Here is a 17539-nt window from a genome sequence, read left to right as displayed (position 1 = left end):
CGGCCTCACATGAACAGGTGCTCGCCGGCGTTCTCGCCACCGAGGATCACGTAGTTCACTTTCTTCAGGTCGGCCAGCTGCGTGCCGCCCGCATACGAGATGGAGCTCTGCAGGTCTTCCTGCATCTCGCGCAGCGTGTCGGCGAACTTGCCCTTGACCGGCTCCAGGATGCGCTTGCCCTCCACGTGCCGGTACTCGCCCTTGTTGAAGTCGCTCGCGGAGCCGTAGTACTCCTTGAACAGCTTGCCGTCGACCTCGACGGTCTTGCCGGGCGATTCCTCGTGGCCGGCGAACAGCGAGCCGATCATGACCATGCTGGCACCGAAGCGGATGCTCTTGGCGATGTCGCCGTGGTGGCGGATGCCGCCGTCTGCCACGATGGGCTTGGTGGCCACGCGGGCACACCACTTCAGCGCCGACAGCTGCCAGCCACCGGTGCCGAAGCCGGTCTTCAGCCGCGTGATGCAGACCTTGCCGGGGCCCACGCCGACCTTGGTCGCGTCGGCACCCCAGTTCTCCAGGTCGATGACGCCCTCGGGCGTGCCGACGTTGCCGGCGATGACGAAGGTGTCGGGCAGCTTGTGCTTGATGTGGGCAATCATGCGCTGCACGCTCTCGGCGTGGCCGTGGGCGATGTCGATGGTCAGGTAGTCGGCGCCCAGGCCTTCGGCGGCGAGTTGGTCGATCAGCTCGTAGTCCGCCGGCTTCACGCCGACGCTCAAGCTGACGATCAGGCCCTTGTCGCGCATGGACCGGGCGTAGGCCAGGCTGTCCAGGTCGAAGCGGTGCATCACGTAGAAGTAGCCTTCGCGGGCCAGCATCTCGGTGATGGGCTCGTCGAGCACGGTCTTCATGTTGGCCGGCACGACCGGCAGCTTGAAGCGGTGCGGGCCGAACTGCACCGAGGTGTCGCAGGCCGAGCGGCTCTCCACGCGGCACTTGCGCGGCAGCAGCAGGATGTTGTCGTAGTCGAAGATTTCCATGTCAGTGGTGTTCACAGTTGCGGCGCGCGTTAGGCAGTGCGCGGCCTGGGCTGCGAGCGCTTGACTTGGCTCTGCCGGCTCCTTGCCCGCTTGTGAAGCGGGCAAAAAAAACCGGACGCCAAAATTTGGGCCCGGTGATTGATTCTACGCAGGCCGCGCGACGAGCGCGTCGAGGCCGTGAATGACCGTCAGGCCGCGGGCGAGGGCCGCCTGGACCATCGCATCGGCGCCGGCCGAGTCGCCGCCGATGCGCAGCAGCAGGTCGCAGCGTTCCAGCAGCGCCTGGGCGTGCGGATGGAACACGCGATCCCAGACCGCATCGCCGCGCCGGTCGCCCTGCGCTTCGATGAGCGGCAGCGTGACCCATTCGCCCAGCACCGGCACATGGCCCGCCGCGGCCACCTGCACGGCTGCGTCCTGCATGGCGCGCACGTTGGCGGCGATCAGGTCGTCGCGGTCGCCGGTGCCGCTGCGGTAGGGGCCGGCAATGAACACCAGCAGCGGGCCCGCCTGGGGGGCGGGCCCGAACACATGGCGCTCGGCCCAGCGCAGCAGCAGCACGGTCTTGGCGTCGACGATCTCGCCGGCCTCGACCTGGCGCATCGCGTCGTCGAAGCCGATCTCGACGCGGGCGATGTCCTCGCCCTCGTCGACCAGCCCGCCGCCTTCACCGACGAGGTCGGCGTCGTCGTACTCGGCCGCGAAGAAATGCAGCTTCTCCGTCACCGAGCCGGGGCTCATGTAGGCCTCGAACAGCGGCTGCGGCTGGCGCACCCGCACGCCGGCCTCCTGCTCGGCCTCGGCGCGGATGCAGCTGACCGGATCGGCCTCGTCCAGCAGCCCGGCCACGGCCTCGGTCATCAGCTGCTGCCAGCCGTTCACGAACACGGGGTAGCGGAACTGCCGCGTCAGCAGCACACGGCGGCGCGCGCGCTGGTACAGCAGGATGCAGGCGCCGTTGCCGCGGTCGTAGGTCTCGCGGTGCTGCGTCTGCCATTCGCCGCTGCTGCGCAGGAAGTCGAAGCGCGTGGTCTTCAGCGTGTACCAGTTGTCGGACAGCAGCTTCACCTCCTGCACGCGCACCCGCTGATCCAGCGGCAGGTCGGCGATGCGTGTTTCGGTCTGTGTTTGCATGAAAATTCCTGAATTGAATTTCAATCATGCAAAATAACGCAAAACCATGCAAGCCCACGGATGCTGACCGAACAACGCCACCTCGCCATCCTGGAAGAGCTTCAGCGCCACGGCCGCGTGCTGGCGCGCGAGCTGGCCGAGCGGCTGGCGGTGTCGGAGGACACCATCCGCCGCGACCTGCGCGAGCTGGCCGTGCGCGGCGCCTTGCAGCGCGTGCACGGCGGTGCGCTGCCGGTGTCGCCGGCGCTGGCCAACCTGGCGCGGCGCAGCGCCATCGCCGTCGACGAGAAGCAGGCGCTGGGCCGGCATGCGGCGTCGCTGGTCGCCGACGGCCAGCTCGTGTTCGTCGACGGCGGCACCAGCACGCTGGCGATGGTGCAGCAGCTGCCGCCCACGCTGCGCGCCACCATTGCGACGCACAGCCCGGTCATCGCCGCCGCGCTCATCGAGCACCCGACGGTGGAGGTGCTGATGCTGGGCGGGCGCTTGTTCAAGCACTCCGGCGTGGCGGTGGGGGCGGGCGTGGCGCAGGCCATCCAGGCGCTGCGGGCCGATGGCTACTTCCTCGGCGTGACCGGTGTTGACGCGGAGTTCGGCCTGTCCACTGGCGACGCCGAGGAGGCGCAGGTCAAGGCGCTGCTGATGGCGAGCAGCGCCGAGACGGTGCTGATGGCCAGCAGCGACAAGCTGGGCAAGGTGTCGCCCTACCGCGTCGCGCCGCTGTCGGCGCTGTCCACGCTCATCGTCACGCCGCAGGCAGATACCGCCCAGCTGGACGCGCTGCGCGTGCCAGGCCTGGAGGTCGTCACCGTCATGGGTGGCTGAAGAACTTGCGGTGGATGCGCCGCGTCGTCTGCCACACGGCCAGCAGCACGAGGGGAATGGCCGCGCCGGCCGCCAGCTCCGGGCTGAACGGCAGCCAGCCCTCGGCCTTCAGCGCCTTGAAGAAGTACAGCAGCAGGCTGACGACGTAGTAGGTGATCGCCGCGATGGACAGCCCCTCCACGGTGGCCTGCATGCGCAGCTGCGTGCGCTGGCCGTTGTTGAGCTGGGCCAGCAGCTGCTGGTTCTGCGCCTCGGTGGCGATGTCCACGCGCGTGCGCAGCAGCGCGCTGGCCCGCGTGATGCGCTGCGACAGGCCGGCCAGCCGCTGTGCCGTGGCGCTGACGGTGGCGATGGCCGGTGACAGCCGCCGCTGCATGAACTCGCCCAGCGTCTGCGTGCCGGCCACCTTGCCCTCGTGCAGCTCGGCCAGCCGCGTCTCGACGATGGCGTGGTAGGCCTGCGTGGCGCCAAAGCGGTACTGGTGTGCGGCCGTCGCATGCTCCACGCGGGCGGCCGTCGAGATCAGGTCGTCCAGCAGTTCGGCTTCCGACGCGCCGTGCGTCTGCAGCCGCGCGGTGATGGCCGCCAGCGTCGCCTCCACGTCGGCCAGTGTGCCGCCCAGCGCCTTGGCCGCGGGCAGCCCGCGCAGCGCCATCAGCCGGTAGGTCTCCAGCTCCAGCAGGCGCTGGCAGATGCGGCCGGCGCGCGTCTCGGGCGTGCCGGGCTCGGCCAGCACCACGATGTGCTCGAAGCCGCTGGCGCGCAGCCGGAAGTCGGTCACCACCAGCGAATGCCCGCCCATCGTCGACGCGACGACGGCATGGGCGCCGAACCAGGCCTGCGCCTCGGCCAGCGCGCTCGGGGCGAAGGTCAGCGGCCGCTCGATCATGACGAGCTTGATGGCCGCGACGGTGCGCCCCGGGATGCGCCCCAGCCACTCGGGCGCCACGCGCAGGGGCAGGGCGTCCAGCGTCTGCGCGCCGGGTTCGGCGTCGGCCGGCAGCGGCTGCACGACGGCGTAGCGCGTGAACTCGGCATGGCGCTCCCACTTCAGCGAAAAGTCGCCGCAGCGCAGGCGCAGGAAGTTGGCGGCCAGCGCCTCCTCGGGCAGCTCGTGCTGGCCCGGCAGGCGCCGCAGATGGGCGTGCTCGTCGGCGCGGCTGACGCCGTCGTTCAGCACGGCGATGTGGATGATGACCGCCGGCAGCCGGATGCGCGCCGGCGGGCGGGCATGCACCTCGTTGTGCAGCGTCAGGCGCAATGCGTCGTCGGGCGGGAGCAGGTGGTCTTCGTGCATGGGCCCCAGGCTAGTGCGTAGAGAGCGCCCCGCAATGGATCGATAAAATTGCAGGCTTCGTACATCAGCAGGGCGACCTCCTCCATGCAAGCTTCATTCCCGCCCGTCGTCATCAGCGGCACCGGCCTGTACCGCCCGCCGCATGTCATCACCAATGCCGAACTGGTCGAGGCCTTCAACGCCTACGCCGACCAGCAGAACGCGCTGCACGCCGACGCGATCGCGGCCGGCGATCGCCAGCCGCTGACGCATTCCAGCGTCGAGTTCATCGAGAAGGCCTCGGGCATCAAGCAGCGCTACGTCATCGAGAAGGACGGCGTGCTGGACCCGGCCCGCATGTACCCGCGCTTCGCGCCGCGCGGCGACGACGAGATCTCGCTGATGGCCGAGATCGCCGTCGATGCGGCGCGCAAGGCGCTTGAGCAGGCCGGCAAGACCGGTGCCGACATCGACGCCGTGCTCTGTTCCAGCGCCAACATGCAGCGCGCCTACCCGGCCATGGCCGTGGAGATCCAGCAGGCGCTGGGCGCCGGCGGCTACGGCTTCGACATGAACGTGGCCTGCTCGTCGGCCACCTTCGCGCTGGAGCAGGCCTTCAACGCGGTGCGCACGGGCGCCTCCAAGTGCGTGCTGGTCGTGAACCCCGAGATCACGTCGGCCCACCTGGAGTGGCGCGACCGTGACTGCCACTTCATCTTCGGCGACGTCTGCACCGCCGTCATCGTCGAGCGCGCCGAAGACGCGACCGGGCCCGAGCAGTGGGAGATCCTCGGCACGCAGCTGGCCACGCAGTTCAGCAGCAACATCCGCAACAACTTCGGCTTCATGAATCGCGCCGAAGACCGCGACCCCGACGCCCGCGACCTGACCTTCTATCAAGAAGGCCGCAAGGTCTTCAAGGAGGTGGTGCCCATGGCCGCCGCGCACATCGAGGCCCACCTGGCCAAGCTGGGCCTGGCGCCCGCGCAGGTCGGCCGCTACTGGCTGCACCAGGCCAACCAGGGCATGAACCAGCTGGTCATCAAGAAGCTGGTGGGTGCCGACGCCGGCAGCGACATCGCGCCGCTGATCCTGGACGAGTACGCCAACACCGCGTCGGCCGGCTCCGTCATCGCCTTCCACCACCACCGTGGTGACCTGAAGGCCGGCGACACGGGCGTCATCTGCTCCTTCGGTGCCGGCTATTCCATCGGCAGCGTCGTCGTCCGCAAGCGCTGACGACGGGCGGCCCGGCGCCGCGCCGGCCCGGTCGCCGGGCTCAACGGGGCAGGCGGAACTGCGCCACCAGGTCTGACAGCCGGGCCGCCTGCTCGCGCAGGCTCTCGGCCGCCGCGGCGCTCTGCTCCACCAGCGCGGCGTTCTGCTGCGTCATGTGGTCCAGCACCGTGATGGCGGAGCCCACCTGGCCGATGCCCTGGCTCTGCTCGGTGCTGGCCGCGCTGATCTCGGCGATGAGGTCGCTGACCTTGCCGACCTCCAGCACGATGCTGCGCACCGTCTCGCCGGCGCGCCCCACCTGCGCCGAGCCGGCCTCCACGCGCTCGACGCTGTTGCCGATCAGGCTCTTGATCTCCTTGGCCGCGTCGGCCGAACGGCCCGCCAGCGAGCGCACCTCCGACGCGACGACCGCAAAGCCGCGTCCCTGCTCGCCGGCCCGCGCCGCCTCCACCGCGGCGTTCAGCGCCAGGATGTTGGTCTGGAACGCAATGCCGTCGATGACACCGATGATGTCGGCGATGCGCCTGGCGCTGGCGGAGATGTCGCCCATCGTGTGAATGACCTCGTCCACCGCCGCGCCGCCGCGTTCGGCCACCGTTGCTGCCGAGCGCGCCAGTTCGGTCGCGCGCAGCGCGGTCTCGGCGTTGTTCTTGACCGTCGCCGTCAGCTGCTCCATCGCCGAGGCCGTCTGCTCCAGGCTGCTGGCCTGCTCCTCGGTGCGCTGGCTGAGGTTGGCGCTGCCGGTGGCGATTTCCGTGGAGCCGGTGGCGATGGAGTCCGCGCTGGCGCGCACCTGGCCGACGATGTGGGCCAGGCCGGCGCCCATCTGCTGCAGCGCCAGCAGCAGGTGGCCGGTCTCGTCGCGCGTGTGGCCTTCGATGTGATGGCTGAGGTCGCCGCCCGCCACCGTCTGCGTGTGGCTGACGGCGCGTTCCAGCGGCTGCGTGATGCTGCGCGCCGCCACGACATTGAAGCCCAGCAGCAGCGCCGCGCCGACGATGGCCGCGCCGATCAGCAGCCACCTCGCCCGCGACGCCGACGCCGCGCCGGCGGCATCGGTCTCCTTCGCGAAGGCCTGGATCAGGTCGCTCAACTGCGCCATGTCCGTCTCCAGCGCCTTGAAGGCCTCGCCGAACGCGGGCAGCCGCGCCTCGGCCGCGGCCAGGTCGCTGCCGGCGAGTTGCACCACCTCGTTGGCGCTGGTGATGTAGGCGCCGAGCCGGGTCTGCGTGCTGCCGATGGCCGTGGTGATGGCCGGGCTCAGCGACAGCGACTTGAGCGCGTCCATGTGCTCGCGGAACTCCTGCGTGTGGCCGGCGATGTCCTTCTGCACCTCGGCCACCTCGGCGGCGTGGCCCTTGAGCCCGCCCAGCACCGCGCGCAGCACGTCGCCGCGCAGCGCGTCGTGCATCATGTCCGCCTCCAGCTGCGAGCGCAGCGCCGCGTTGGAGCGGGCGACGGACTCGGCGGTCGTGGACATCGTGCCCAGCGCCAGGTAGCCCACCAGGCCCACGACGGACACGAAGCACAGCCCCATCAGGCTGAGCGCCAGCAGGCGCTGACGGATGTTGAGGTTCATCGGCAGCTCCTCAGAACCGGGCCGACAGGCCGACGGTCCATGAAAGGTCGGGCGCGTTCTTGTTGAGGCCGTGCGACACCGCCATGTCGACCTGCAGGTTGCGGTCCAGCAGACAGGCCACGCCCGCGTCCAGCGTGACGACGCTGCCGCCGTGGCGGGCCGGGGCCAGCTGCTGGCCCGACACCTCGACGAAGGCGCGCCACTGCTCGGTGATCGACTTGCCGACGACGCCGGCCAGCATGGCGCCGACGAAGTGCCGGCCGTTGTCGTCCCGGTCGCGGTACAGCCCCGGCATGAGGCCGGCCGACCAGCCGCCGGCGAACTCCCACTCCGCCACGAAACGCAGCGACGGCCGCAGGCCCTGGCCACGGAACGCGCCGGAGCCGCTGTCCACGTCCACGTGCAGCAGCCAGGCCAGCCCCGGCGTGCCGGCGGCCTCGTCGCCATCGCGCTGGTGCCACTTCACGCCCACCGACAGGTCCGACCAGCCGCGCTCGCGCGCCGTGATGCCGGCCTCCTCGGTGCGCAGCCGCAGCCGCCCATCGGTCTCGAAGCGCAGCTCCCAGGTCTCGCCAAGGCCGATGCGCAGCAGCGTCGGCGTGCTGGCCAGCCGCGTCCTGACGCCGCCTGCCCGGTCGCGTTCCCAGGCGAGGCTGGTCTCCAGCTGGAAGCGCCCCTTGCCGACCACGTCGCTGGACTCGACGAAGTCCGGCCGGTCGGTGGTGATGGGCTCGTCATCGGCCAGCGCGGGGAGCGCAATCGCCAGGGCCAGCAGGCCGGGCAGCAGGGCAGCGTGTGTCTTCACGATGGACTCTCCACGTTCAGATCGGCTAGCGGTCCACTCTAGCGGAGTGGCGGTGGCTCGGGGGGCGTTTCGTGCCAGGGCTTGCGCTATCGTGGCGGCCGTTCGCCACATCAACGCCAGGGAGGCGGGTCATGTCATTTCATTGGAGCTGGATGATGGCCGGCGGCCTGTTGGCCGCGGCCCTGCAGGCCGGCGCGGCGGACCTGCCGCGCAAGCAGTTCGAGCTGCGCGTCGAGGAGACGGGTACTCGCTTCGGCCGCGCGGCGATGACGAGCTCGGGCCTGCCGCTGAACCGGCGTTACGCCGACCTGGATGCGAACGAGAAAGCCATCGTGCGCGCCAACTACGAGGGCATGCCCGAGGCGGACGAGCCGCCGTTCCCGGCCGACGGCCTGCTGCCCGTCATGACGACGCTGCACATCGGCGCCGAGCGCGGCTTTCCCAAGGGCAAGATGGCCATCGTGGTGGATGTCGACAGCACCGGCAAGGTCCAGCATGCGCAGACCTACGGCAAGGTGGATGCCGACTTCTCCCGCTTCGCCGCCAGCGTGCTGGCGCGCACGCCGTTCAAGCCCGCCGTCTGCGCCGGCCAGCCCTGCGCCATGCAGTACGTGATGCGCATCGAGTTCGGCCTGCTCTGACACCCGCGGGGCATCGGCTATCGTGCCGGCATGAGCGACCTGACCTTCTTCTGGCACGACTACGAGACCTTCGGCCGCGTGCCGCGCCGTGACCGCCCGGCCCAGTTCGCCGGCCTGCGCACCGACGCCGAGCTCAACGAGATCGGCGAGCCGCTGATGCTGTTCTGCCAGCCCGCGCCCGACTACCTGCCCGACCCCGAGTCCTGCCTGCTGACCGGCATCCTGCCGCAACAGTGCCTGCAGCAGGGCGTGCCCGAGCACGAGTTCGCGTCGGCCATCGAGACCGTGCTGGCGCTGCCGGGCACCGTGGGCGTGGGCTACAACTCCATCCGCTTCGACGACGAGGTGACCCGCCACTTGTTCTGGCGCAACCTCATCGACCCCTATGCCCGCGAGTGGCAGAACGGCTGCGGCCGCTGGGACCTGCTGGACGTCGTGCGCTGCGCCTACGCGCTGCGGCCCGACGGCATGGAATGGCCCAGGCACGAGGACGGCCGCCCCAGCTTCAAGCTGGAGCACCTGACCGTGGCCAACGGCGTGGCCCACGAGGCCGCGCACGATGCGCTGTCCGACGTGCGCGCCACCGTGGCGCTGGCGCGCAAGCTGCGCGACGCCCAGCCCAAGCTGTGGGATTTCTGCGTCAAGCTGCGCACCAAGCAGGCCGTGTGGGACGAGATCGGCGTGGGCAAGCCCTTCCTGCACGTGTCCGGCATGTACGGCCCGGAGCGCGGCTGCATCGCGCTGGTGTGGCCGCTGGCGCCGCACCCGACCAACAAGAACGAGCTCATCGTGTGGGACTGCGCGGCGTCGCCCGAGGAGCTGCTGACGCTGAACGCCGCCGCCATCCGCGAGCGCATGTTCACGAAGCAGGACGCGCTGCCCGAGGGCGTCACGCGCCTGCCCATCAAGACCATCCACGTCAACAAGAGCCCCATCGTCATCGGCAACCTGAAGACGCTCAGCCCGGCGATGGCGCAACGCTGGGGGCACGACACCGAGGCGCAGCTGGCCCACGCCCGGCTGCTGGCCGAGAAGGGCCGGCTGCTGGACGGCCTGTGGGCCGACGTCTTCCAGCGCGAGCCCTTCGACGCGGCCGACGTCGACGAAGACCTCTACGGCGGCTTCATCGGCAACGAGGATCGCCGCGCGCTGAACCGCGTGCGCACGACGCCGCCCGAGCAGCTCGCCGAGCGCGCCGCGCAAGGCAAGCTGGCCTTCCAGGACGGCCGGCTGGACGAGCTGGTGTTCCGCTGGCGCGCGCGCAACTTCCCCGCCAGCCTGGCGCCGCAGGAGGCCGAGCGCTGGCAGGCGCACCTCGCGGCGCGGCTGCACGAAGGCGAGGGCGGGGCGCAGACGCTGGCGGCCTTCATGGAACGCATCGACCAGCTGGGCGAGGCGGCCGACGAGCGCGGCGAAGCCATCCTGTCGGCGCTGTACGACTACGCCGAGCAGATCGCGCCATAGGCCGCGTTTCCCGTGATCTGCCGCATGGTCTAAAGCAACGAGTCCTGCGATAGTCGGGCCGAGAAAACCGCCCCAGGAGACCCCCATGACCAGCGCCGCCGCCCCTGAAGACACCACCGCCGCCCGCCTGCGCGCGCTGCTCGTGCGGGCGCCCACCGCCGTCGCCTTTGTTGCCGGCCAGCGCTTCGAGGTCGTCAGCGAGGAGTTCAACCACCTGTTCGGCTTCGGTGACGACACCGACCTGGCCGGCCAGGGCACCCGCAGCGTGCACACCACCGACCTCGCCCACACGGCGCTGCACGAGCGTGCCGCCGCCGCCTTCGCCGCCGGCCGGCCGCTGGACGAGGAGATCGAGTACGTCAAGCGCGACGGCCACCGCTTCTGGGGCCGGCTGCAGGCCACGCCGGTGCACTGGGAGCATCCGGCGGCCGAAGCGCTGTGGATCGTCGAGGACGTGACGACCGCCCGCGCCCAGCGGCTGCAGCCCACCTGGACGGCCAAGCACGATGCCGTCACCGAGCTGGCCAACCGTCGCGAGTTCGAGCGCCGCCTGACCGAGCACGTCGGCAGCCGCCGCAACGAGCCGGTGTCGGTGCTGTGGCTGGACGTCGACAAGTTCGGCGACGTCGTCAAGGACATGGGCGCCGAGGTGGGCGACCATTTCCTGTACGGCCTGGGCCAGATGCTGATCAGCAAGGTGCGCGCGTCCGACCTGGTGGCGCGGCTGGAGGAAGACCATTTCGCCATCCTGCTCCCCGACTGCGACCAGCACTACGCGCAGATCATTGCCGAGAAGATCCGCTCCGCCGTGGCGGCCTACCGGCTGCGCTGGGGCCTGCACCGCACGCGCGTGAAGGCGAGCCTGGGCGTCGTGCAGATCCACGCCACGCTGGGCACGGTGGACGCCGTGCTGGGCGCCGGTGCGCTGGCCTGCACGGAAGCCAAGGCGGCCGGCGGCGACAGCGTGCGCGTGTTCGTGTCGGCGGGCGGTTTCGAGGAGCTCGCGGGCTGATTTCACGGCCGCGCGCATGGCGAACCCCGGAAATGCGGGGTTTTTCGCCGGATGTTCTAAAGTTCAGCCAGCTGCTGCCGATATCACGGCCAGAGCGCTCAATACCTGAAATGCCATGAACGTCCCGCTGTCCACCGCCCTGTCCGGCATCTCCGCCGCGAATGAGCGCCTGCGCGCGTCGGCGTCCAACATCGCCAACCTGGCCACCAGCAACCAGTCCCGTCCCAGCGTCGAGCCGACGAACGTGGACAAGGTGCCCGAGCGCGAGATCAACCCGGCCAACGAGGTGGTCGAGCAGCAATCGGCGTCCTATGCCTTCGTCGCCAACCTGAAGGTGCTGCAGACGCAGCTCAACACCACCGGCGCGCTACTGGACATCAAGGCCTGAGCCTCGTCCCGTAGAGAAAAGGGCGCTGCCACGGCAGCGCCCTTTGTCATTTCAGCTGCCCACCTCCCGTGTGATCTGTGTGTTCGCGGCAGGCAAGCTGCGGGCCGAGCGCCGGGCTGCTCCCGAGCTGGCCCGCGGGCGAGGGGCGGTCAAGATCAGGCTTCCAGCCGGAAGCTGGCGACCGCGCGGGTCAGCTGCTCGGCCTGCAGGCGCAGGCTCTCGGCGGCGGCCGTGCTCTCCTCGGCCAGCGCGGCGTTGCGCTGGGTCATGTCGTCGAGCTGACCCATGGACTGGTGGATCTCGACGATGCCCTTGTCCTGCTCGCGAGAGCTCTGGCTGATCTGACCCACCATCGCCGACACGCGCTGCACCTGGGTGACGATCTCGCCCATGACGGCGCCGGTGCCGCGCACCAGCTCGCTGCTGTCCTGCACCTGCTCGACCGAGCCCTGCACCAGGCCCTTGATCTCGCGGGCGGCCTCGGCGCAGCGCTGTGCCAGCGTGCGCACCTCGCCGGCCACGACGGCGAAGCCGCGCCCTTGCTCGCCGGCACGGGCGGCTTCCACGGCCGCGTTCAGCGCCAGGATGTTGGTCTGGAAGGCGATGCCGTCGATGGTGCCGATGATGTCGGCGATGCGCCGGCTGGAGGCTTCCAGGCGGTCGATCTGGCTGACGGCGCGCTCCACCAGCGCGCCACCGCGCTCGGCCACCGCGCGGGCCTGGCCGGCCAGCTGGTTGGCTTCGTGGGCTTGCTCGGCGCCGTTCTTCACGTTGCCGCTGATCTGCTCGACGCTGGCGGCCGTCTGCTGCAGCGACGAGGCCTGCTCCTCGGTGCGGGCGCTGAGGTCCTGGTTGCCCTGGGCGATCTGCTGGCTGGCCGTGGCCACCGAGGCCACGCTTTCACGCACGCTGCCGACGATGTCGCGCAGGCCGTGCTGCATGGCGCCCAGCGCGGTCAGCATGTCGGCGGCCTCGTCCCGGCCACGTGCCCGCACAGGCTGGCTGAGGTCGCCCGCGGCCATGCGTCGCGCTTCGCGCACGGCCCGGCGCAGCGGCGCGACGATGGAGCGCGTGATGCCCCAGCACAGCAGGCCGCCCAGCACCAGCAGCGCGGCGCCGCCCGCCAGCACGAGCAGGCGGGAGCGCTGGTACAGCGCGTCGGCGTCGTCGGCCGTCTTGGCGATGCGGGCGATCTCGCGCGCCTTGATCTCGTCGACCTGCTTCGTGTAGGCCAGCTGCGACTCGCGCAGGCTGAGCTCCAGCAGCTCGGTGGCCTCGCCCATCTCGCCGGCACGGATGTGCAGCAGGAAGGCGCTCAGGTCGTTCTCGAACTTGTCGCCCAGCAGCTGGGCCTGGGCCACCAGTCGGCGGCCCTCCTCGGAGCGCACGCTGGGGACGATCTCGGCCCACAGGCGCTGGTTGTCCTCGCGGGCCTTGGCGATGGAGGCCAGCCAGCCGGTCTGCTTCTGCAGGTCGTCGTACAGCAGGATGTTGCGGGTCTGGCGCGCGATCTTGTTGATGTTGTCGGCGACGGTGACCAGGCGCTCCACCTTGGGCAGGCGGTCGTCGCGGATGAAGCGCAGCTGGTCGGCCAGGTCATGCAGCCCCGTCAGGGCCAGAGCGCACAGCGCCGCCATGGCGAGCAGCAGCGCGAAGAAGCTGGCGGCCAGTCGGGGGCCGATCTTGAAACGGGTCAGCAGTTGGATCATGGGCGGGCAACGGGTGGTTGCCCAGGGCGCAGGGGCCCTCGCCCGGCAGGGCGGAGGTTCTGGCGGCCCCGCTGCCATGGGCGGCGCGGGTGCGCTGCCGGTAGGCCGGTGGCTTTGCGTATCCGGCTTTCGCACGGACTTGCCCTGGACAGAGGTGGGAGTGGCGGGCCCCGGCCGCTGGCGGACGGGATGACACGAATTCTTACATTCAGGTAACAGCCGACGCGAAAATGCAAACGTTTGCTAGAGCGGCCACTCCAGGTGCTGAGGTTGGCGATGTGCGGAGTTCACGGGCGGGGGCAGGGCTTGCCGGCGACACGCGGCGATGGCGCCAACAAAAAGCCCGCCGGGCTTGCGCGCGGCGGGCGGGTGCGGTGGGGCTTGGGCCAGCGAGCGCTGGCTCAGGCTCAGCAGGCCGGGGCGGTGGCCTTGGCGGCCTCGGCGTATTCCTCGATCTGGTCGAAGTTCATGTAGCGGTAGACACTGGCCTTGTCCGCGTCGATGACGCCCATCTCCTTCAGGTACTCCTCCTTGGTCGGCAGGCGGCCCAGGCGGGACGCGATGGCCGCCAGCTCCGCCGAGCCCAGGAACACGTTGGTGTTCTTGCCCAGGCGGTTCGGGAAGTTGCGGGTGGACGTGGAGATGACGGTGGCGCCTTCACGCACCTGGGCCTGGTTGCCCATGCACAGGCTGCAGCCCGGCATTTCGGTGCGCGCACCGGCCGTGCCGAAGGCGGCGTAGTGGCCTTCCTTGATCAGCTCGCTCTGGTCCATCTTGGTCGGCGGGGCGACCCACAGCTTGACCGGGATGTCGCGCTGGCCACCCAGCAGCTTGGCCGCGGCGCGGAAGTGGCCGATGTTGGTCATGCACGAGCCGATGAAGGCCTCGTCGATCTTGGTGCCGGCGACTTCGGACAGGAACTTGGCGTCGTCCGGGTCGTTGGGGCAGCAGACGATCGGTTCCTTGATGTCGGCCAGGTCGATCTCGATGACGTGGGCGTATTCGGCGTCCTTGTCGGCTTCCAGCAGTTCGGGGTTGGCCAGCCAGGCTTCGACCTTCTCGATGCGGCGCTGCAGCGTCTTCGCGTCGGCATAACCGTCGGCGATCATGTTCTTCATCAGCACGATGTTGCTGGTGAGGTATTCCTTGATCGGCTCGGGGTTGAGCTTGATCGTGCAGCCGGCGGCGGAGCGCTCGGCGGACGCGTCGGACAGCTCGAAGGCTTGCTCGACCTTCAGGTCCGGCAGGCCTTCGATTTCCAGGATGCGGCCCGAGAAGGCGTTCTTCTTGCCAGCCTTGGCGACCGTCAGCAGGCCGGCCTTGATGGCGTACAGCGGGATGGCGTGCACGAGGTCGCGCAGCGTCACGCCCGGCTGCATCTCGCCCTTGAAGCGGACGAGCACGGACTCGGGCATGTCCAGCGGCATGACGCCGGTGGCGGCGCCGAAGGCGACCAGACCGGAGCCGGCCGGGAACGAGATGCCGATGGGGAAGCGGGTGTGCGAGTCGCCGCCGGTGCCGACGGTGTCGGGCAGCAGCAGGCGGTTCAGCCAGCTGTGGATGACGCCGTCACCCGGGCGCAGGGCCACGCCGCCGCGGTTGCTGATGAAGGCGGGCAGCTCGCGGTGGGTCTTCACGTCCACTGGCTTCGGGTAGGCGGCCGTGTGGCAGAAGGACTGCATGACCAGGTCGGCCGAGAAGCCCAGGCAGGCCAGGTCTTTCAGCTCGTCGCGGGTCATCGGGCCGGTCGTGTCTTGCGAGCCGACCGTCGTCATCTTGGGTTCGCAGTAGGTGCCCGGGCGCACGCCCTGGCCTTCCGGCAGGCCGACGGCGCGGCCGACCATCTTCTGCGCCAGCGTGAAGCCGGCCTTGGTCTCGGCGGGCGCCGAGGGCAGGCGGAACAGCGTGGAGGCCGGCAGGCCCAGGAACTCACGCGCCTTGGCGGTCAGCGAGCGGCCGATAATGAGGTTGATGCGGCCGCCGGCGCGCACTTCGTCGAACAGCACATCGCTCTTGAGCTTGAACTCGGCGACGGTCTCGCCGTTCTTCACCAGCTTGCCGTCGTAGGGCAGCACGTCGATGACGTCGCCCATTTCCAGCTTGGACACGTCGACTTCGATCGGCAGCGAGCCGGAGTCTTCCTGGGTGTTGAAGAAGATCGGGGCGATCTTGCCGCCCAGCGTGACGCCGCCGAAGCGCTTGTTCGGCACGAAGGGGATGTCCTGGCCGGTGGCCCAGATCACCGAGTTGGTGGCGGACTTGCGCGAGGAGCCGGTGCCGACGACGTCGCCGACGTAGGCCACCAGGTTGCCCTTCTTCTTGAGATCCTCGATGAACTGCATCGGGCCGCGCTTGCCGTCTTCCTCGGGCTTGAAGGCCGCGTCGGGGCGCGTGTTCTTCAGCATGGCCAGGTAGTGCAGCGGGATGTCCGGGCGGCTCCACGCGTCGGGCGCGGGCGACAGGTCGTCGGTGTTGGTCTCGCCGGGCACCTTGAAGACGGTGACGGTGATCTTCTTCTCGACTTCGGGGCGGCTCGTGAACCACTCGGCGTCGGCCCACGACTGCATCACTTCCTTGGCCTTGGCATTGCCGGCCTTGGCCTTGGTGGCGACGTCGTTGAAGTAGTCGAACATCAGCAGGGTCTTCTTCAGGCCCTCGGCGGCGACGCCGGCGACTTCGGCGTCGTCCAGCAGCTCGATCAGCGGATGCACGTTGTAGCCGCCCACCATGGTGCCCAGCAGCTCGGTGGCCTTGGCCTTGGATATCAGGCCGACCTGGATGTCGCCGTGCGCGACGGCGGCCAGGAAGGAGGCCTTGACCTTGGCAGCGTCGTCCACGCCCGGGGGCACGCGGTGCGTCAGCAGGTCCAGCAGGACCGCGTCTTCGCCGGCCGGCGGGTTCTTGATCAGCTCGATCAGCTCGGCGACCTGTTTGGCGTCCAGCGCGAGGGGCGGGATGCCCAGGGCGGCGCGCTCGGAAACGTGTTGGCGGTAGGCGGTAAGCATGGTGTTTCTCCGTTGAAGCAGCAGGTCAGGCAGAGGTCGGCACGAGCACCCTCAGCCCCTTGAAATAGTCTCGGTAGAAGCCGTCGTCGCGCGTGATGAGGCCGTCGCACTGCATCATCGCGTGGGAGCCGATCAGGAAGTCGGCGACGGTGCGGGTGCGGTTGCCGCCCCGCTGGCGGTAGCGGCGCTGCATCTCGCCGGCGCGCAGCGCCGACTTGGCCTCCATCGCGTCGAAGCGGATGCCCAGTTCCTCCAGGAACTGCAGCACATCGGTGCCGCCCTTGAATGCCGTGCACACCTCCGCCAGCGCCACCTCGCACAGCACGACGGGGCCGACATGCAGCGCCTGGCGCAGCGCCTCGGCGGCGCTGGCGCTGGCGTCGTCGTCACCGGCGATCAGGTCGATCAGCACGGAGGAGTCGCTGGCGATCAAGGGGTGGGCTCCCCGGCGTCCGGCTCGGGGGGCAGGTAGGGGTCGCCCGGGGCGTGGCCGCGGATGGAGCGCATGGCCTCGTCGGTGCTGGCGAAGCCGTCGAGCTTGAAGCGGCCACGCAGCCGCGAGATGGCGTCGTCGACGTTCTTGCGCAGGATGATGCGGCCGCCGTCCAGCTCGACCTTGAGCGTCGTGCCCTTGGTCAGCCCCAGGGCGTCTCGGACGGCTTTGGGCAGCGTGATCTGCCCGCGCTCGGCAACGGTGGCTTCCATGGCGACTCCGGCGCTGGGCCGTCGCGGAAGCGCACGGCTCAGGTATGCATCAGAAAGTATGTATTCATTCTACATACCCGAGTCGCGGGTCTCAAGCGCAGGGCCGAGACTTACTTGCCGGCGGTGGGCGTGATGCCCAGGCCGTTGCGCGCGGCGGCGGCGGCTTCGGCTTCGGGATCGGCCATCTTGGCGGCCTTGGCCGCGGCGATCAGCTTTTCCTGCTCGGGGTGGATGCACTCGTCCAGCAGGCGCTGGCCGATCTTGGTGTCCAGCAGCATGGACTTGTTGGCGATCTGGATCATCAGCGTGCGGCCGGTCACGTCTTCCAGGCGCAGCGCGCCGGTGGACGACAGCACGGGCTTCATCGTGATGACCTGCTTCTTCCAGGCCACGTTGATGTAGCCGGCCACCTTGGGGTGCTTGTCGATCAGCACGCTTTCCTTGAACTCGCAGGCGTAGTTGCCCAGGTAGGCGCGCTCGGCAGCGGCCAGTTGGGCTTCGTCGGCGTCCACCAGCACGGGCTCGGGCGGGGGCGGCGGGGTCTTCTTGGCCGGGGCCTTGGCGAGCGGCCTGGCGGCCGGCTTTGCGGCGGCGGGCTTGGCCTCGGCGGCCTTCGGAGCGGCGGGCTTGGGTGCCGGCGTCTGGGCGAAGGCGGGCAGGGCGGCGCAGAGGATCAGGGCGGCGGCGCCGCGGAGCGTGGGGAACTGCATCGGAAGTGGCGTGGACGGAAGGAGGGAATGAGGCGGCGCATGATGACCGCAAACAGGTCGCGCA

At 69.8% G+C, this 17539-nt stretch carries 15 protein-coding genes, 1 pseudogene and 1 riboswitch; of the genes and pseudogenes, 6 read left to right on the top strand and 10 right to left on the bottom strand.

Annotation, left to right across the window (positions count from 1 at the left end; translation table 11 throughout):
- Positions 1 to 5: 5 nt before the first annotated feature.
- Entirely contained in the window at positions 6 to 983 is a 978-nt protein-coding gene (locus tag AC1Q7O_RS05775; protein WP_492658147.1) for a GMP reductase, read from the bottom strand.
- A 531-nt stretch (positions 984 to 1514) separates the two neighbouring features.
- Positions 1515 to 2117: pseudogene (locus AC1Q7O_RS05770) on the bottom strand (GDP-mannose pyrophosphatase); the annotation flags it as partial.
- A gap of 60 nt (positions 2118 to 2177) precedes the next feature.
- Here AC1Q7O_RS05770 and AC1Q7O_RS05765 point away from each other — a divergent pair.
- A complete protein-coding gene (locus AC1Q7O_RS05765; RefSeq protein WP_492658148.1) occupies positions 2178 to 2942 on the top strand; it encodes a DeoR/GlpR family DNA-binding transcription regulator in 765 nt (254 codons plus the stop codon).
- Here AC1Q7O_RS05765 and AC1Q7O_RS05760 read toward each other — a convergent pair.
- A complete protein-coding gene (locus tag AC1Q7O_RS05760; RefSeq protein WP_492658149.1) occupies positions 2929 to 4239 on the bottom strand; it encodes a DUF3422 family protein in 1311 nt (436 codons plus the stop codon). The two genes, AC1Q7O_RS05765 and AC1Q7O_RS05760, sit on opposite strands and share 14 nt — an antisense overlap.
- Before the next feature lie 84 nt (positions 4240 to 4323).
- Here AC1Q7O_RS05760 and AC1Q7O_RS05755 point away from each other — a divergent pair, with 84 nt between their 5' ends.
- Complete coding sequence (locus tag AC1Q7O_RS05755) at positions 4324 to 5457, top strand: beta-ketoacyl-ACP synthase III (RefSeq protein WP_492658150.1); 1134 nt, start codon at positions 4324 to 4326, stop codon at positions 5455 to 5457.
- Positions 5458 to 5497: 40 nt separating this feature from the next.
- On the opposite strand, the gene AC1Q7O_RS05750 is transcribed toward AC1Q7O_RS05755, so the two are convergent.
- Positions 5498 to 7036 carry a methyl-accepting chemotaxis protein gene (locus AC1Q7O_RS05750; RefSeq protein ID WP_492658151.1) on the bottom strand — a complete coding sequence of 513 codons (1539 nt, stop codon included), beginning with the start codon at positions 7034 to 7036 and terminating at the stop codon, positions 5498 to 5500.
- A gap of 10 nt (positions 7037 to 7046) precedes the next feature.
- Positions 7047 to 7841 (bottom strand): transporter, encoded by a 795-nt coding sequence (locus tag AC1Q7O_RS05745; protein WP_492658152.1) that lies wholly within the window; start codon positions 7839 to 7841, stop codon positions 7047 to 7049.
- Positions 7842 to 7972: 131 nt separating this feature from the next.
- On the opposite strand from AC1Q7O_RS05745, the gene AC1Q7O_RS05740 reads away from it, so the two are divergent.
- The 4 genes from AC1Q7O_RS05740 to AC1Q7O_RS05725 all read left to right on the top strand — a co-directional run bounded on the left by AC1Q7O_RS05740 (position 7973) and on the right by AC1Q7O_RS05725 (position 11346).
- Complete coding sequence (locus AC1Q7O_RS05740; RefSeq protein ID WP_492658153.1) at positions 7973 to 8482, top strand: hypothetical protein; 510 nt, start codon at positions 7973 to 7975, stop codon at positions 8480 to 8482.
- A 30-nt stretch (positions 8483 to 8512) separates the two neighbouring features.
- The gene (sbcB, locus tag AC1Q7O_RS05735; RefSeq protein ID WP_492658154.1) at positions 8513 to 9946 is read left to right on the top strand and encodes an exodeoxyribonuclease I; all 1434 of its coding nucleotides are present in this window, start codon (positions 8513 to 8515) and stop codon (positions 9944 to 9946) included.
- 85 nt (positions 9947 to 10031) lie between these two features.
- Positions 10032 to 10958: a GGDEF domain-containing protein gene (locus AC1Q7O_RS05730; protein WP_492658155.1), complete on the top strand. Its 927-nt coding sequence runs from the start codon at positions 10032 to 10034 to the stop codon at positions 10956 to 10958.
- 115 nt (positions 10959 to 11073) lie between these two features.
- Positions 11074 to 11346, top strand: a complete 273-nt coding sequence (locus tag AC1Q7O_RS05725) for a flagellar basal body rod protein FlgC (RefSeq protein WP_492658156.1) — start codon at positions 11074 to 11076, stop codon at positions 11344 to 11346.
- 155 nt (positions 11347 to 11501) lie between these two features.
- Here AC1Q7O_RS05725 and AC1Q7O_RS05720 read toward each other — a convergent pair whose 3' ends face one another.
- The 5 genes from AC1Q7O_RS05720 to AC1Q7O_RS05700 all read right to left on the bottom strand — a co-directional run bounded on the left by AC1Q7O_RS05720 (position 11502) and on the right by AC1Q7O_RS05700 (position 17475).
- Complete coding sequence (locus AC1Q7O_RS05720; protein WP_492658157.1) at positions 11502 to 13055, bottom strand: methyl-accepting chemotaxis protein; 1554 nt, start codon at positions 13053 to 13055, stop codon at positions 11502 to 11504.
- A gap of 58 nt (positions 13056 to 13113) precedes the next feature.
- A riboswitch (cyclic di-GMP riboswitch) is annotated at positions 13114 to 13209 on the bottom strand.
- Between the two features lie 253 nt (positions 13210 to 13462).
- On the bottom strand, positions 13463 to 16060 hold the full coding sequence (gene acnB / locus AC1Q7O_RS05715; RefSeq protein ID WP_492658158.1) for a bifunctional aconitate hydratase 2/2-methylisocitrate dehydratase: 2598 nt from the start codon (positions 16058 to 16060) through the stop codon (positions 13463 to 13465).
- A 25-nt stretch (positions 16061 to 16085) separates the two neighbouring features.
- Positions 16086 to 16493: a type II toxin-antitoxin system VapC family toxin gene (locus AC1Q7O_RS05710; protein WP_492658159.1), complete on the bottom strand. Its 408-nt coding sequence runs from the start codon at positions 16491 to 16493 to the stop codon at positions 16086 to 16088.
- On the bottom strand, positions 16490 to 16765 hold the full coding sequence (locus AC1Q7O_RS05705; protein WP_492658160.1) for an AbrB/MazE/SpoVT family DNA-binding domain-containing protein: 276 nt from the start codon (positions 16763 to 16765) through the stop codon (positions 16490 to 16492). Before AC1Q7O_RS05705 ends, AC1Q7O_RS05710 begins: the two co-directional genes overlap by 4 nt.
- A 110-nt stretch (positions 16766 to 16875) precedes the next feature.
- A complete protein-coding gene (locus AC1Q7O_RS05700) occupies positions 16876 to 17475 on the bottom strand; it encodes a hypothetical protein (protein ID WP_492658161.1) in 600 nt (199 codons plus the stop codon).
- Between the last annotated feature and the right edge of the window lie 64 nt (positions 17476 to 17539).

Source organism: Roseateles sp. GW823-FHT07B05 (assembly GCF_058794515.1).
The sequence above is the reverse complement of the archived record's forward strand: the minus strand, read 5'-3'. Positions and strand labels throughout refer to the sequence as shown.

Coding starts and splice junctions, on each gene's coding strand:
- AC1Q7O_RS05700 (WP_492658161.1), bottom strand. CDS start 17,475: ATGCAGTTCCCCACGCTCCGCGGCGCCGCCGCCCTGATCCTCTGCGCC.
- AC1Q7O_RS05740 (WP_492658153.1), top strand. CDS start 7,973: ATGTCATTTCATTGGAGCTGGATGATGGCCGGCGGCCTGTTGGCCGCG.
- sbcB (WP_492658154.1), top strand. CDS start 8,513: ATGAGCGACCTGACCTTCTTCTGGCACGACTACGAGACCTTCGGCCGC.
- AC1Q7O_RS05730 (WP_492658155.1), top strand. CDS start 10,032: ATGACCAGCGCCGCCGCCCCTGAAGACACCACCGCCGCCCGCCTGCGC.
- AC1Q7O_RS05725 (WP_492658156.1), top strand. CDS start 11,074: ATGAACGTCCCGCTGTCCACCGCCCTGTCCGGCATCTCCGCCGCGAAT.
- AC1Q7O_RS05705 (WP_492658160.1), bottom strand. CDS start 16,765: ATGGAAGCCACCGTTGCCGAGCGCGGGCAGATCACGCTGCCCAAAGCC.
- AC1Q7O_RS05750 (WP_492658151.1), bottom strand. CDS start 7,036: ATGAACCTCAACATCCGTCAGCGCCTGCTGGCGCTCAGCCTGATGGGG.
- AC1Q7O_RS05765 (WP_492658148.1), top strand. CDS start 2,178: ATGCTGACCGAACAACGCCACCTCGCCATCCTGGAAGAGCTTCAGCGC.
- AC1Q7O_RS05775 (WP_492658147.1), bottom strand. CDS start 983: ATGGAAATCTTCGACTACGACAACATCCTGCTGCTGCCGCGCAAGTGC.
- acnB (WP_492658158.1), bottom strand. CDS start 16,060: ATGCTTACCGCCTACCGCCAACACGTTTCCGAGCGCGCCGCCCTGGGC.
- AC1Q7O_RS05720 (WP_492658157.1), bottom strand. CDS start 13,055: ATGATCCAACTGCTGACCCGTTTCAAGATCGGCCCCCGACTGGCCGCC.
- AC1Q7O_RS05760 (WP_492658149.1), bottom strand. CDS start 4,239: ATGCACGAAGACCACCTGCTCCCGCCCGACGACGCATTGCGCCTGACG.
- AC1Q7O_RS05755 (WP_492658150.1), top strand. CDS start 4,324: ATGCAAGCTTCATTCCCGCCCGTCGTCATCAGCGGCACCGGCCTGTAC.